Origin of the sequence: Pseudoalteromonas sp. SR45-1, assembly GCF_014163655.1 — a bacterium.
In the GTDB taxonomy this organism is placed as follows: Bacteria; Pseudomonadota; Gammaproteobacteria; order Enterobacterales; family Alteromonadaceae; genus Pseudoalteromonas; species Pseudoalteromonas distincta.
The window spans coordinates 150,981-164,382 of sequence record NZ_JACJDR010000003.1; the positions used below are offsets into that span (position 1 = coordinate 150,981).

Below are 13,402 nucleotides of genomic sequence, written 5' to 3' on the forward strand. Positions count from 1 at the left end.
GTGTAGTTATAAACATTGTCAAATGTGTGGAAGCGCTTCCAGAAAGTTCTGTTTAAATGGATTTTGTGGAAGCGCTTCCAGAAATGCTAGTTTATATTTTGAATAGGGTCAACTGTTGTTTTAATAAAATGAGACTAAATTGTTTTTAAAATGTATGTTTTTTGGATTTAATTTTATTTAAATCATAAATTACAATTGGTTATAAAAAGCCGTTTGCAATAGTGCTGTAACAACATTTTATTATAAGAAAACCAATTATTGATTAATTTAGTTATTTACACATTTTTATAAGGTGTTTAAATCAGCTTTTAATACTAGCTAAAATTAATAAATCGGCCGTTGGTCACTCAACAAAAAATAGGTACATTTGCTAACTTAGCGAAAATGCCGATGTAGTGATTATGTACAACGCAATTGATGAAAACGCATCAAGCGGCGGTTCTATCTCAGTTTATTAATCGGTCATTAAAAACCAGTAGTTGTTTAAAAAATCGTTAATTAAATCACTAAAAAGTAACGTAGTTTTTGCAGAAGATGGTTTAAAAATAAACTTATAAAGTATTGCGCATAAGGTGTTGCGAGTCGCTAGTTTTATCGCTATTTTAAAGGCTCTCTCATAGATGGATTTTATTATGCGCATTAAATTTTTAGCGAGCTTTTATTCTTTCTTCTTGTTTGCTCTGTTTGGTTGTGACGACCAAAGTATGGCAATTCAAGGTAGTCCTCAGCTAAATAATAATGTAAGTAACTCACCCTCTAATCTCAAAGTAAACACGCTTTCAGCAGCTCAAACACACGAACCCGCTTTAGTGGTCGGTATGCTAGCAACACATTGTAAAAGTAATGAAGCAGCCTACATTAACGCAAAAATGCATAAAGTTGTGCGTAACCCAGATGAAAATACAGCCTACAAGTTAGAGCCTACCGATAAAGTGCTTTCTATTTGTGTTGCAAAAGATGACTCATCGCTTAGTTATCGATTTGGTAGAGTTAATGACATAGGGCTTGAAAAAGAAGCTACACCAGATGCACCATTTGGTAGTTACTACAGGCAAGTAGGGCGTATTGGCGAGAGTATTTTATTTTTTAGTAACGGCGAATATCACTACTATATTATTAACTCAGGCGGTATGGGCAGCGGTGTAACCGTTAATGTTTATGAAAACGATACATTAATAACTGAGCTGTTTTCGGGTAATGATCCTTACGATGATTTTGTTATAGCAACCGATTTAAATTTCCCTAAAAAATTGGTTATCGAAAAACAGCCATTTAATAAGCAAATGCAGTAAATAATGACTCCACAGCAGCAAAACGTTATAGAGCAAGGGCATTGGTTTAAAAACCGTAGCGCTTATTTAAAAAGCTTTTTATTAACGCAGGGCAAAACGCTCTCACTAAAGGCTCAGCAATCATTATTTTTGCGAGGTGATAAGCACGATGGAATTTATGCAGTGCTTAGCGGCGTGGTGCGTATTAGTGGCGTAAGTAACGAAGGCAAAGAAGCCGTATTGAGCTTTATTGATTCATCACTGTGGTTTGGCGAAGTTACCTTGTTTGATGGTGGCCTGCGCACTCACGATGTATATGCACAAACTGATGTTGTGCTTTTTTACGTGCCCCAACGCGCGCTTGAACAGCTATTAAACGAACAGCCACAATATTGGCAAGAGTTTGGTTTATTGCTGGCACAAAAGTTACGCCTAATGTTTACCTCAATGGAAGATCACGCATTACTAAGCGCTGAGCAAAAAGTATGCAATCGACTTTTAATGCTCAGCGAGCATACAGAGCACTTAACACCACTTGTTTTATCTCAGCAGCAACTTGCTGATATGACCTACCTAACGCGCCAAACTATTAATCAAATACTGCAACAGCTTGTTAGCCTACAAGCCATTAGTTTGGGGTATCAACGCATAACTGTTTTAGATAAACAAAAGTTACAGGCGCGTGCTACACAAGCTTAAATAGAGACTTTTTTATTTAGTTGGAACCAAAATTGCTACAGATAATGTAACGCAACAATGGATTTGAGCTAATGACTACAATAACCTTTAAAAATCAATATAGTAACTATAACTCTCCTGCATTAAATAAAGCGGCAGGACTAAGCGAAGTTGCGGCAACTAATACCCTCCCTAACGAAAAAACAAATGATGTTAAAGGCATTACCTCAGCCCCTAAAGAACCAACGTTTTTAGAAAGTGCTCAAGAAGCGCTGGTTTATCAGCGCTTAGGTGTAAACAAAAACAAAATAGACGAGCTAAAAGCAACAATAGAAGAGCTCATTAAAGAACAGCAAAGTGAGGGCGCAGACCCTAGCGCAATTGCTGATAAAATAGAGGAACTCCAAAAAATGCTTGAGCAAGAGTATCAAAAAGGGCGCGAGCGAACGGATATGCAAGGTGAGCATGAGCCGGGTAAAATAATTTCTGCATTTGTTTAATTTACAAAATGTCAGATACCTGACATTGTTGCTGTGCTTACTTTTGCTAAAGTAAGTTTTATATATAAAAATAAAGGCAAAACAATGAAAACACTTCAACAGCAACTTGGTAAATATGGTTTGTATCATCGTTCTAAGCGCAATGTACTAACGCACTTTTTTGGTATTCCGCTCATTGTATTTGCAGCGTTGTGTTTACTAGCGCGCATTCAAATACCCCTTGGTAGCGTAGTAATTGATGGTGCACAACTTTTTGTATTAGCGTCGGTTGTTTATTATTTTATGCTAAGCTTTTCGCTTGGCTTTATTATGGCCGTGATATTTACTTTACTCCTTGTTGGTGCTCAGCCTATTGCGGCAATGGCGCTTTGGCCGTGGTTGAGTATTGGCGTAGGTGTGTTTGTATTTGGCTGGGTACTGCAGTTTATTGGGCACTATTACGAAGGTAAAAAACCTGCATTTGTAGATGACCTAATGGGCTTAATTATTGGCCCTTTGTACGTAACTGTTGAACTACTATTTTTAATGGGTTTTTACAAAACATTAGAAGATGAAGTAAACGCGATAGCTGGTCCTACAAAGGCGTAAAATACTTTACTAAGTAACTTAATAAAACTTAATAAATAACAATAAAAGGCAGATAGGGCATGCAATATAATAATAAAACCGTGTGGATCACCGGCGCATCATCAGGCATTGGTAAAGAGCTTGCTATACAATTTGCTGAGCTTGGAGCGCGTGTTATTTTATCGGCGCGCAATGTAGATAAACTAAACGATTTAAAAGCAACGCTTAAAGGCGAAGGGCACTTAGTTATACCGCTTGATTTAGCCCAGCCAGAACACGTACTGAGCACAATAACAGCAAAAATGAACGAGCTTCCTGCAATTGATATTTTAATTAATAACGGCGGCGTATCGCAGCGTAGCTTATTTTTAGAAAACGACTTTAACGTGTATCGCCAATTAATGGAGGTTAATTACTTTGGCTTAATTGCACTTACTAAAGCTTTACTGCCTGCTATGGTGGCAAAGCGCAGTGGCTCAATTGTGTCTATTAGTAGTGTGGCGGGTAAAGTAGGTTCAAAATTTAGAACGGGTTATTCGGGTTCTAAATATGCGGTTGTTGGTTTTATGGATTGCCTACGTGCAGAAGTAGCACAACATAACATTCATTGTTTAACAATTTGCCCTGGCTCTATTAAAACAGCAATTGCGCATAATTCACTAAACGAGCAAGGCATAGCGCAAAATAAACCAGAAGAGTCGATAGAAAATGGGATGGATGTAAGCGTAGCGGCTTCAAAAATGATTCGTGCCATTAGCGATAAAAAAGACGAAGTGATTATTGGCAAAGGTTTAAGTGGTTGGGCGCCTACAATTAAGCGCTTTTTTCCTACTTTGTTTAATCGCATTACTGCAAAAACAAACTATAGGTAGCGTCGTTTATTTCAAAGGCGTAAAATGCCGTAAATTTGATCAATTTAGAAAAGGATTCTAAATGAAGTATTTATGGCTGAGCCTGTTTTTTATTGTATTAATTTGGTCTGGTATTAACCCAAAAGATCAATTTACATGGCTGCTTGAAGTTATCCCCGCAATTATTGGTTTAGTGCTGCTAGCAAGTACCTATAGCCACTTTAAACTTACTCCTATTTTATATACATTTATTTTAGCGCATTGCATTGTGCTGATGATTGGCGGGCATTACACCTACGCCGAAGTCCCTTTTTTCGACAACCTATTTGGTAGTGAGCGTAATAACTACGACAAAGTAGGGCACTTTTTTCAAGGGTTTGTACCTGCACTACTAGCACGCGAAATTTTACTGCGCAAAAAAGTAGTAAATGGTCGAGGCTGGTTAATCACCTTTGTTATTTCGGTATGTTTAGCATTTAGCGCCTTTTACGAATTAATAGAGTGGTGGGTTGCAGTGTTAAGCGGCGAAAACGCAGAAGCGTTTTTAGGCACGCAAGGTTACGTGTGGGATACCCAATCAGATATGGGACTGGCGTTATTTGGGGCTATTTGCTCGCTATTAGTACTTTCAAAAGTACACGACAAACAGCTAAAAAACGTTAAAGATTATTTATAGGCTATAGGAACGTTCTATAGAAATGTTTATAAAAACATTGATAAAAAAGACTACTAACGTATGACAGCAAAAATTAGTAACTACTCAATCAGCACAGATAAAAGCAAACTTAACTTTAATGTTATTTATAACTTTATTGCTAACAGCTATTGGGCCAAAGGCATCCCTAAAAGCGTGATGCAATCGGCTATTGATAACTCAATGTGCTTTGGTGTTTACAGCGCTCATAACGAACAAGTTGGCTTTGCTAGGGTAGTGACCGATAAAGCAACCTTTGCCTATTTAGCCGATGTATTTATTGCCCCGCACTTGCAAGGAAATGGGCTGAGTAAGTTACTCATTAAAACGATAGTAGAGCACCCTGAGCTACAAGGGCTCAGGCGCTTTTTATTAGCGACTTCTGATGCGCATAGTCTTTATGCACAATACGGGTTTAAACCGATAGACAATCCCGCACTACTAATGCAAATAAGTCCTGAGAATGTGTATGGTGATAGTAAGTAGAGAGTACTTTCTAAAGTGGGGTTATTATTTTTATGATTCACTATATAGCTAATTAGTAAGCTGTTTTTTGATGTTATAAACTTTTTGGCGGTAGATATTAATACTCTTTTAAATACGATATTTTTTCTTCATTGATAGAGCATAAGAAAGTACAAATAGAGCCACCCACCAAGCAGCAAATACCCACAATCCAGGCTTAAGTTCACACCATTCTTTAATGTTAATAACACCATATATAAACAAACCTAGAGAGATGAGTGGTAAAATAAATAAGGAGTAAAAAAGATATTTAATAAAGTTTGATAGAAGTTTTTGATACAGTTTATGCTCATTATCAGAGCGAAACTCGATCATTAAAAAAATACATTGTGAAGATATAAGCAAAAGTATTACTTGTAATAAACACCAGCCTAAAGCCGCCAAAATTGCGATCCATTGCATTGTCATTTTCGTTTTCCTTACCTTTTTACTTTAACAGATTGCTATAAAGCTATTGGTATATTTTACCTTTGTGTTTTAACCAACCACCAACATGATATCCGTTGGGATCTTTATGAGTCCAGTGTACTACGGCCACTTTTTTATTCCACTCATACTCTCTATAAAATTGAACATTATCACTTTTCGAAATCAATTTAATTTTTGGGGCTAGGTCAATGTTATGTGCGATTAAAATAGTAATGCTGAACTTAATTTAAGAATAAACTTTTGATGACGCCAGCCTTTATTATCGACGTTTAATATAGGAATCTTTTCGTCAACGACTGAGCATTAACGGATGAATATCAAGCGTCTTAGCAACCTCCTTTATCAAGACATCGTCTCGTAAGCTTAGTTCGACTGCTTTGATTTTGAAATTAACTGGGTAAAACCGTGTCTTTCTAGCTTGAGTATATCTAGGCATTTTAGTCTCCTCATAGTGATGAGGAGGTGTCCACTAAAACGGGTGAGGAGCACAGTCCTTTTGAGTGACTTGTTATACGTTTTTGCTGCGCTCTTTCAGTAACCGTCCCTTTGCAACTGATTCATTTTTTAAAAAGTTAACCATGAAATGATAATCAGGGTGTGTTTTTAAACTACGACTAACAAAATAAACGTTAGTTGTATTAATAGAGAATGTTTCTCTAATATCCGCCCCTGGATTGTTGCCTGCTAACAGGCTAAATTTGAGTCCAGGAATATTAAACACTATATGTTGGTAGCCATCATGGTTTTTAACTGTTGGAAAACCCATTGTTGGTTTATCTACTATTTGATTATCAACATATACAGCTAGGTATGTATTTGCAGGAAATTCAGTATTTCCTAATAGGTAATCTGAAAAAGCAACCATGCTTTCTTCACGAATTGAATTCTTTGTATCAGGAATACCGTACCCGCTCCAATCTGTTACGGACAATCTCCAAGCAATGCTTACAGCAAAGTACATGAAATTAAGTGCTATTTTATCGTTGGAAGGAAAATACCATCTTTCATCTTGTACATGAGACAACGCTTTAAATTTTTTTATCTTTGTAGCTAGTTTAAAACCGTTAGGTCGAGCCATAAAAGAAATTACTTTTTCTTCCCCATTTTTGGAGAATTTCAATTCACAACTTTCACAAAGTAAATGTTTTTTAGCTTGCTTGTCTGTATAGGCTGCTGATTTATCTGAGCCATTAATCAAAACAATGTTTTGTCCGTGTTCAGGGAAACCTTTACTAATTGATCGGTAAATAGCTTTAGGCATAAAGTGACTATCTTTAAGCTTCGCTGATTTTCTACACAATGCACAGAGTCCGTTCACCAAACCTCCTTAAACGTATAACGCCTACGTAACCAGCCAGAAATGTGGCGGGCAGTTTGTGTGAAAATGGGCGCAGCCCATACACAAATTGAGCGACGCATTTCTGGTCTGGTTTACGTACTTGTTATACGTAGCTACAACGGAGACCAATTTTTATATTTTTGTTTTCTAGCTAACTCAACGGCATTAGTTATTTCGTCACGTTTTGAAGTTGCGCAGAAAACCAAGTATTCCTCAATCTTTTTACCTGACCAACCAGGAGCAGCAGCTAATACCCAAAAGTGCATTCCATCATTTTTGTTTTGAGCGGTAACATAATTAATTATTTTTTCTATATGTAGATCTACTGGAACGATCTTGAGCATTGCCATTGCTCGAATAGCTCCGTCAACTAGCATATCGTTACCTGAATCTATGGCATCAAATACCGCTGTAACATCCTGTTCATTTTTCATTGATAATCTTTGGATTGCATCACCGATAGCAACATAGACCATTGTTGCTTCGAATTTTCGGTGTCCCAGTGCTTGAAGGAAATCTAGGGCAGGTTTATAGCCGCATTCACCAATGGCCATAACCATTTGGTACTGAGTTTCCCAAGTACGCAAATCTTTAAGTTCTTCTTCCAAAGCACTTAATAGAAAAGGGCCTGCATCGATATTTTTAAGTTTGCGTAATTTCTTAGCCGCAGAGCGTCGTTTAGGTGACTTTTTATCTTTAAGCTGAGAAATAATTTCATCTAGCACAAAACTCTCCAGTACGTATAACGCCCACAATAACAGGCTAAAAGTGGTTGGCTAAAATTTAGGAACGATGTGACTAAAGCCAACCAGTTTTAGTCCTTGTTGATTTGCCTTGTTGATTTGCCTTGTTATATGTTTATTTGCTGGAGTAGTGCTCAATAGAGTTCCTAAGCATATCCTCATACATTTCAATATACTCTGTAATATTAGCTTCGAGGTTGTTTGGGGATGATTTATCAAGAATGTTTTGAGCATTGTAGCAAGCGGTAGCAAATAGCATTGAAGAGCTTGCTTGAGACATTGAAGTCTCAGTTTCAACTTCAATCGCTTTTTCTAAATACCGGCCGACTACTTCTTCAAATTTTTCATCCATACTCTGAACATTCCCTAAACATATAATAGCTTTATCAGAGGACACTTTCCTCTTTTTATGAGCAAAGTATGTCCTCTTAGTTATTTTTAATAGTAATAGCAAATCTTGTAACACATTGCCAGTTATAAACTTTCAGGCGGGTTGTTCTTTTAATGATATGCACAAATGAGGAAAACGTCCTCATTTTTTGACTTAGGAGGAAAAACGCCAGTACTGTACGTAAATGCAGCAATTACATATTTAAAATGAAAGCTAAAAGCCTTTTTAAATGATTTAACAGCCACTAAAAAACGGCGGCGATAATGCAAGTAACCGCTTTAAGTACACTTGTTTGTGTAAGCATATTATAAAAGGTGGTTTACTGGTGGTGGAAGTTGTAAAAACGAGGTCATTAATTATTTAGCTTTTTTTGCCTCTAGAGTTTCTATTTCACTCCAGATTTTTTCGGCTTCTGCACTTAACATGGCGAAGCTTTTAATGTCGCCTTTTCTTTGTGCCTGCATGCCTTGCTCTAGTTTTACGTCGTATTCTTTACGCAGTTTTTTTACGGGATCAGGCTTTAAAAATGAAAACATTAGTATTCTCTTAATTTATTAAATTATATGTATTTAGTGTACGCATTAATTGGCTTAATAGTTCTTTGTTTGGTGAAAATGTTTACTTTGCGCTTTAAAAGCGCAAAGTAAACGCAGTGTAATTTTGCGTGCCAGTGCTAGTGCTTACGTTTCTGGCTCTAGGCGTTTAATACCTTGGCCATCAATACCTAAATAAATAAAACCATCGCTGCCTTGGGCTAGGCTACGTACTCTGCCAATGCCATCGAGTATTTTATATTGCTTAACAACCTTGCCCTTTGAGAGTTCCAGCGCGCTAATAAATGCAAATTTCATGGAGGCAAGTAATAATTTACCTTTTAACTGTGGGTATTTATCACTCGTTACATACAACATATCGGAGGGCGCAATAGAAGGGGTCCAGTGTAATACGGGCGATTGCATGCCGTCTTTTTCTTTAAGGTCTGTAAATGTGGTACCGCTGTAGTTAACGCCATAACTTACCAAAGGCCATCCGTAGTTAGCGCCTTTTTTTATTATATTAAGTTCATCACCGCCGCGTGGCCCATGTTCATGAGACCATAAAATATTATTTTGATTATTAAACCACATACCCTGTGGATTACGGTGCCCATAAGACCATACCGCATGTTTTGCATCTTTTTGTTTAACAAACGGATTGTCGCTTGGGATATTACCATTTTCGTGTAAGCGATAAATTTTACCGCCGTCCCGCGTGAGATCTTGCGGGTTTATGTCGCGCGAGCCGCGATCGCCAATTGAAAAATAAACATAACCTTCATTATCAAACACAATACGACTGCCATAGTGTTGGCCTTTAGTGCTGTTATGCTCGCCTTTGTATAGCAATTGTTGATCAGATAACTGCGTGTGATCGTCACTTAGCTTAGCGCGCATTAAGGCGGTGTTACTGCCGCTTCCTTTGCCCTCACCACTTGAGTAACTAAAGTACAGCCATTGGTTTTGCTTACTATCGGTGTGTAGTGATAAATCAAGCAATCCGCCTTGGCCATTTGCATCAATGTTTGGTAGGCCCTTCACTTTAGTTAATGTAGTGGTATTTTTAGGCAATAAAAATAACGTTCCGCTGCGCTCAGATATTAATAAGTCACCGTTAACTAAAGGTTCAATAGCCCAAGGTATAACCACACCATCTGCCGCTGTTACTGCGTTAACGCTAAGCGATAAAGTATCGAGCTGTTTATAGTTTTTTACGTAATCGCTTTTTGCATTTGCGGGGGCGTTAGTAGCAAACATAGCAACGGCTAAGCCTGCACTTATTAGTTTAGGGTGAGTGTTATGTGACCTTAAATTTATCATTATGGCTTCCAAAATTAATCCAATCTTACATAACCTTATCATGGCATAAATAAATTTGTTAAGTGTTGAGTTGAATGAAAAACACACACTTCTATTTATAAAATTACCTCTTCACAGGAAATTGTTTTAGCAATTAGCGCTAATAAAAAAATTGAATAATTACTCTATTGGGGTTGAAAACTTGAAATTTGAGCGTACACTTGTGCGCTGAAGTTTGGGCGTACACGTGTAAGTTCAAAGCAATTAAGATTTGATAGAGATTTAACCATGATGACTCAAGTATTAAACCAATTTTCAAAATGGTTTTTACACCATCAAAGTTTTGCAGGCTACATAGAGCCCGTAATGCAGGTGTTTAAACCTGCTTGGCGTGCAGGGCAGTTTAGAGCGCAAGTAGTTAGTACAGCTGTACTTGATGGCGGTTTTTTAAGTGTGCAACTTAAGCCAAGCAAACAATGGCAGGCGCATACGTCAGGGCAGCATATAAGTTTAACGGTTGAAATTAATGGGCGATTATTAACACGCGTTTTTACCGTGGCCTCAAGCGCTCAGCAATTTAAAAATACAGGTTTGGTGCGCTTACTAATCAAAACAAATGCGCAAGGGCGCTTTACAGGCTTACTCAGCAGTGCATTAAAAGCGGGGTTGTGGTGCAATATTTCTGCGCCAAGCGGCGACTTTGTGTTTAAAAACACACACACGCCAGCCACTTTTATTGCAGGCGGCTCGGGTATAACACCTATGCTGGCTATGCTTGATGATTACTTAAGCCAAACTACGCAAAAAGTGTCGTTAGTGTATTACGCAAAAGCCACTGAGCATCAATGTGTTGATGAGCTAAGTGAGTTGGCGGCGCAGTTTGAGCATTTTTCGTTTTTATTATTAACGCGTGAGCAATCAAGCGATATAACCAGCAATATTAAGCCGTGGGAAAACCCAGATATTTACTGCTGTGGCCCTGCAGCATTTATGCAAACGGTGAGCGATTTTGCTAAAACGCATAAGCTAAATTACTACCAAGAAGCCTTTGGTTTAGCGTTGCCTAGCTTAAACGACGACAGCCAATTTAATGTAAAAATTAACGCCAGTGCCCATGTTGTATCGGGCAACGATGTTTTACTGACTCAGTTTGAAGAAAAAAAGCTCCCCGTTAAACGCGGTTGCGGTATTGGTATTTGCCATCAATGCCAATGTATTAAAAAGTCAGGCGTGGTACGTAATTTAAAAACAGGTGAATTGAGTGACAACGGCGAGCAATTAATACAACTTTGCGTAAGCCAACCTGTTAGTGATTTGGAGTTACAATTATGAAAAACATTAACTATGACATGCTCGCAAGCGAGCTAGATGCCATTAAAATGGACACCCTTGGCAAAGTTGGCCAACAAGATGCTGACTATATTCGCTCTGTTGTGCGCAAACAGCGAGTGTGTGAATGGAGCGGGCGAATTTTGCTTATGCTTGGTTTTATTCAGCCACTATTGTGGGTTGCAGGTGTGCTGCTATTAGCGCTTGCTAAAATTTTAGACAATATGGAAATTGGCCACAATGTAATGCATGGTCAATACGATTGGATGAACGACAAGCAACTTAACTCACAACATTATGAGTGGGACATAGCGTGCGATGGACAAAGTTGGCACCGCGTTCATAACTTTGAACACCATACGTATACTAATATTATTGGTAAAGACAGAGACTTTGGTTATGGCTTGTTGCGTTTAAGCGATGATTTTAAATGGCGCTTTAAAAATGTATGGCAGTTTTTTACGTATATTAATTTGAGTGTGTTATTTCAGTGGGGCGTGTCGTATCACGAGTTAGCTGCAGAGCGTGTTTTTATCGGTAAAAAGAAAGAAAACCGTGAAGGGCTTGTATCGCACTCTACATTAAAGCAACGCTTTTTTAGTAAAGGCGCTCGCCAGTTAATTAAAGATTATGCGATATTTCCGTTACTTGCAGGCCCTTTATTTTTATGGGTATTGGCGGGTAATTTAGTAGCAAACTTAATCCGTAATTTATGGACATCAACCATAATATTTTGTGGTCACTTTACTGAAGAAACGCAAACTTTTAAACAAGAAGACTGCGTAAACGAAACGCAAGGACAGTGGTATTATCGCCAAGTACTGGGCTCGTCAAATATTGAAGGGTCGCATTGGTTTCATGTTTTAACGGGGCATTTGAGCTGCCAAATAGAGCATCACTTATTTCCTGATATGCCGTCTTCGCGCTATCAAGAAGTTGCACCTCAAGTACAAGCCGTTTTGAAAAAACACGGTATTGATTACCATACAGGTAGCTTTTTTAAACAGTATACTTCGGTGCTAAAACGTATTATTAGATATTCGTTCAAGTAAATTATTTACCTTTAAGAATCGGCTAGTGCAACTGCATTAGCCGATTTTTTTGTTTATAGCACCCAATGCGGTTGATTAGTAAACAGCACTTGCAAAAATTTCTCATAGTTAATTAAAAAAGCCTTACTTTAGCTATGGTTAAATAGCGTGTGATTGTCATACAATGGAGGAAAATAGACCACACAAGAGAGATTAAAATGGCCGCATTTGGTACCGTGTTTATGCCGCAGATGATTCAAGCTCGTTTTTCTGATAATAAATGGAGCGAAAGCTCAATTGTCCCTTCCGATAAACTTGAACTTCATGCTGGTGCGCACGTTCTTCATTATTCAAGTACATGTTTTGAAGGCTTAAAAGCCTTTCGCCATGAAGATGGTTCTGTTTATCTTTTTAGAATGGATGCAAACATTGCACGCATGCAACAAAGCTCAGCGCTATTAAGCTTACCGAGTTTTGACAGCGATATGCTAAAAACGATGATTATCGATATTATGCGCGAATACGCAGATGAAACGCCATTACCGCCGGGCTCTATGTATATTCGCCCAACGCACATTGGTACTGAGGCGGCAATTGGTAAAGCAGCAGCGCCATCAATGAGCTCGCTTTTGTATACGTTACTATCGCCAGTAGGAGATTACTTTGCCGGTGGTGCAACTGCACTGCGTGTACTGCTTGAAGAAGATGGCATGCGCTGCGCTCCGCACATGGGTATGGTAAAAAGTGGTGGTAACTACGCCAGTGCTCTAGCACCTATTAGTGCTGCACGAACTAAGTATCAGGCAGACCAAATTTTATTTTGCCCAGGTGGCGATGTACAAGAAACCGGTGCTGCTAACTTTATACTTATTGATGGCAACGAAATTATTACTAAAGCGCTTGATAGCACGTTTTTACATGGTGTAACGCGTAATAGTATTTTAACCATAGCCAAAGATTTAGGTATGACGGTAAGCGAGCGTAACTTTAGCGTTACTGAGCTATTAGAGCGTGCTGCTAAACCAGGTACTGAAGCCGCGCTTTCGGGCACTGCAGCTGTGCTAACTGCTGTGGGTACATTTATTCATAACGATAAAGAATACAAAGTAGGTACTGGCGAGCCAGGCCCAACGACCGCGCGCCTTCGCCAAGCATTGAACGATATTCAATGGGGTAAAAGTGAAGATAAACACGGCTGGTTAACTAAAATCTAATTATA

17 protein-coding genes and 1 pseudogene are annotated in these 13,402 nt (G+C 38.4%); 10 read left to right on the plus strand and 8 right to left on the minus strand.

All coding sequences use genetic code 11. From position 1 onward, the window contains the following. The first annotated feature begins 620 nt into the window (after positions 1–620). From H5089_RS04835 to H5089_RS04865, 7 genes are all read left to right on the plus strand, one after another. Positions 621–1,292, plus strand: a complete 672-nt coding sequence (locus H5089_RS04835; RefSeq protein WP_182711609.1) for a hypothetical protein — start codon at positions 621–623, stop codon at positions 1,290–1,292. Between the two features lie 3 nt (positions 1,293–1,295). After that, positions 1,296–1,970: a Crp/Fnr family transcriptional regulator gene (locus H5089_RS04840; protein WP_182711610.1), complete on the plus strand. Its 675-nt coding sequence runs from the start codon at positions 1,296–1,298 to the stop codon at positions 1,968–1,970. Positions 1,971–2,041: 71 nt separating this feature from the next. Beyond that, positions 2,042–2,449 (plus strand): hypothetical protein, encoded by a 408-nt coding sequence (locus H5089_RS04845; RefSeq protein ID WP_182711611.1) that lies wholly within the window; start codon positions 2,042–2,044, stop codon positions 2,447–2,449. A gap of 84 nt (positions 2,450–2,533) precedes the next feature. Then, positions 2,534–3,037, plus strand: a complete 504-nt coding sequence (locus H5089_RS04850) for a DUF962 domain-containing protein (protein WP_182711612.1) — start codon at positions 2,534–2,536, stop codon at positions 3,035–3,037. Between the two features lie 59 nt (positions 3,038–3,096). Beyond that, entirely contained in the window at positions 3,097–3,888 is a 792-nt protein-coding gene (locus tag H5089_RS04855; protein WP_182711613.1) for an SDR family oxidoreductase, read from the plus strand. 61 nt (positions 3,889–3,949) lie between these two features. Continuing rightward, positions 3,950–4,543: a DUF2238 domain-containing protein gene (locus tag H5089_RS04860; protein WP_007583339.1), complete on the plus strand. Its 594-nt coding sequence runs from the start codon at positions 3,950–3,952 to the stop codon at positions 4,541–4,543. 60 nt (positions 4,544–4,603) lie between these two features. Further along, positions 4,604–5,047 (plus strand): GNAT family N-acetyltransferase, encoded by a 444-nt coding sequence (locus H5089_RS04865; protein WP_182711614.1) that lies wholly within the window; start codon positions 4,604–4,606, stop codon positions 5,045–5,047. Positions 5,048–5,155: 108 nt separating this feature from the next. Here the strand turns inward: H5089_RS04865 and H5089_RS04870 are convergent, their stop codons facing one another. The 8 genes and pseudogenes from H5089_RS04870 to H5089_RS04905 form a co-directional block, all read right to left on the minus strand. Then, the gene (locus H5089_RS04870; RefSeq protein ID WP_024597909.1) at positions 5,156–5,494 is read right to left on the minus strand and encodes a hypothetical protein; all 339 of its coding nucleotides are present in this window, start codon (positions 5,492–5,494) and stop codon (positions 5,156–5,158) included. A 43-nt stretch (positions 5,495–5,537) separates the two neighbouring features. Next, positions 5,538–5,681, minus strand: a complete 144-nt coding sequence (locus H5089_RS20485; protein ID WP_232007048.1) for a DUF3465 domain-containing protein — start codon at positions 5,679–5,681, stop codon at positions 5,538–5,540. A gap of 126 nt (positions 5,682–5,807) precedes the next feature. Further along, a pseudogene (locus H5089_RS04880) lies at positions 5,808–5,951 on the minus strand (transposase); the annotation flags it as partial. Positions 5,952–6,023: 72 nt separating this feature from the next. Continuing rightward, complete coding sequence (locus H5089_RS04885; protein ID WP_182696445.1) at positions 6,024–6,833, minus strand: hypothetical protein; 810 nt, start codon at positions 6,831–6,833, stop codon at positions 6,024–6,026. A gap of 134 nt (positions 6,834–6,967) precedes the next feature. Further along, on the minus strand, positions 6,968–7,579 hold the full coding sequence (locus H5089_RS04890; protein WP_182711615.1) for a HEAT repeat domain-containing protein: 612 nt from the start codon (positions 7,577–7,579) through the stop codon (positions 6,968–6,970). A gap of 133 nt (positions 7,580–7,712) precedes the next feature. Continuing rightward, positions 7,713–7,949: a DUF3144 domain-containing protein gene (locus H5089_RS04895; RefSeq protein ID WP_024600116.1), complete on the minus strand. Its 237-nt coding sequence runs from the start codon at positions 7,947–7,949 to the stop codon at positions 7,713–7,715. Positions 7,950–8,344: 395 nt separating this feature from the next. After that, entirely contained in the window at positions 8,345–8,524 is a 180-nt protein-coding gene (locus H5089_RS04900) for a DUF6435 family protein (protein WP_007375469.1), read from the minus strand. 144 nt (positions 8,525–8,668) lie between these two features. Next, complete coding sequence (locus tag H5089_RS04905) at positions 8,669–9,844, minus strand: PQQ-dependent sugar dehydrogenase (protein ID WP_182711616.1); 1,176 nt, start codon at positions 9,842–9,844, stop codon at positions 8,669–8,671. A 267-nt stretch (positions 9,845–10,111) separates the two neighbouring features. Between H5089_RS04905 and H5089_RS04910 the strand changes: the two genes are divergently transcribed. The 3 genes from H5089_RS04910 to H5089_RS04920 all read left to right on the plus strand — a co-directional run bounded on the left by H5089_RS04910 (position 10,112) and on the right by H5089_RS04920 (position 13,397). Continuing rightward, positions 10,112–11,155, plus strand: a complete 1,044-nt coding sequence (locus tag H5089_RS04910) for a flavin reductase family protein (protein WP_182696447.1) — start codon at positions 10,112–10,114, stop codon at positions 11,153–11,155. Continuing rightward, positions 11,152–12,204 (plus strand): acyl-CoA desaturase, encoded by a 1,053-nt coding sequence (locus H5089_RS04915; protein ID WP_182711617.1) that lies wholly within the window; start codon positions 11,152–11,154, stop codon positions 12,202–12,204. Before H5089_RS04910 ends, H5089_RS04915 begins: the two co-directional genes overlap by 4 nt. Before the next feature lie 191 nt (positions 12,205–12,395). Beyond that, positions 12,396–13,397 carry a branched-chain amino acid aminotransferase gene (locus tag H5089_RS04920; protein ID WP_257983256.1) on the plus strand — a complete coding sequence of 334 codons (1,002 nt, stop codon included), beginning with the start codon at positions 12,396–12,398 and terminating at the stop codon, positions 13,395–13,397. Positions 13,398–13,402: the final 5 nt, after the last annotated feature.

What these genes read in the sequence shown, in the direction of transcription:
- H5089_RS04835 (WP_182711609.1), top strand. Translation starts at nt 621, where the DNA reads ATGGATTTTATTATGCGCATTAAATTTTTAGCGAGCTTTTATTCTTTC.
- H5089_RS04840 (WP_182711610.1), top strand. Translation starts at nt 1,296, where the DNA reads ATGACTCCACAGCAGCAAAACGTTATAGAGCAAGGGCATTGGTTTAAA.
- H5089_RS04845 (WP_182711611.1), top strand. Translation starts at nt 2,042, where the DNA reads ATGACTACAATAACCTTTAAAAATCAATATAGTAACTATAACTCTCCT.
- H5089_RS04850 (WP_182711612.1), top strand. Translation starts at nt 2,534, where the DNA reads ATGAAAACACTTCAACAGCAACTTGGTAAATATGGTTTGTATCATCGT.
- H5089_RS04855 (WP_182711613.1), top strand. Translation starts at nt 3,097, where the DNA reads ATGCAATATAATAATAAAACCGTGTGGATCACCGGCGCATCATCAGGC.
- H5089_RS04860 (WP_007583339.1), top strand. Translation starts at nt 3,950, where the DNA reads ATGAAGTATTTATGGCTGAGCCTGTTTTTTATTGTATTAATTTGGTCT.
- H5089_RS04865 (WP_182711614.1), top strand. Translation starts at nt 4,604, where the DNA reads ATGACAGCAAAAATTAGTAACTACTCAATCAGCACAGATAAAAGCAAA.
- H5089_RS04870 (WP_024597909.1), bottom strand. Translation starts at nt 5,494, where the DNA reads ATGACAATGCAATGGATCGCAATTTTGGCGGCTTTAGGCTGGTGTTTA.
- H5089_RS04895 (WP_024600116.1), bottom strand. Translation starts at nt 7,949, where the DNA reads ATGGATGAAAAATTTGAAGAAGTAGTCGGCCGGTATTTAGAAAAAGCG.
- H5089_RS04900 (WP_007375469.1), bottom strand. Translation starts at nt 8,524, where the DNA reads ATGTTTTCATTTTTAAAGCCTGATCCCGTAAAAAAACTGCGTAAAGAA.
- H5089_RS04905 (WP_182711616.1), bottom strand. Translation starts at nt 9,844, where the DNA reads ATGATAAATTTAAGGTCACATAACACTCACCCTAAACTAATAAGTGCA.
- H5089_RS04910 (WP_182696447.1), top strand. Translation starts at nt 10,112, where the DNA reads ATGATGACTCAAGTATTAAACCAATTTTCAAAATGGTTTTTACACCAT.
- H5089_RS04915 (WP_182711617.1), top strand. Translation starts at nt 11,152, where the DNA reads ATGAAAAACATTAACTATGACATGCTCGCAAGCGAGCTAGATGCCATT.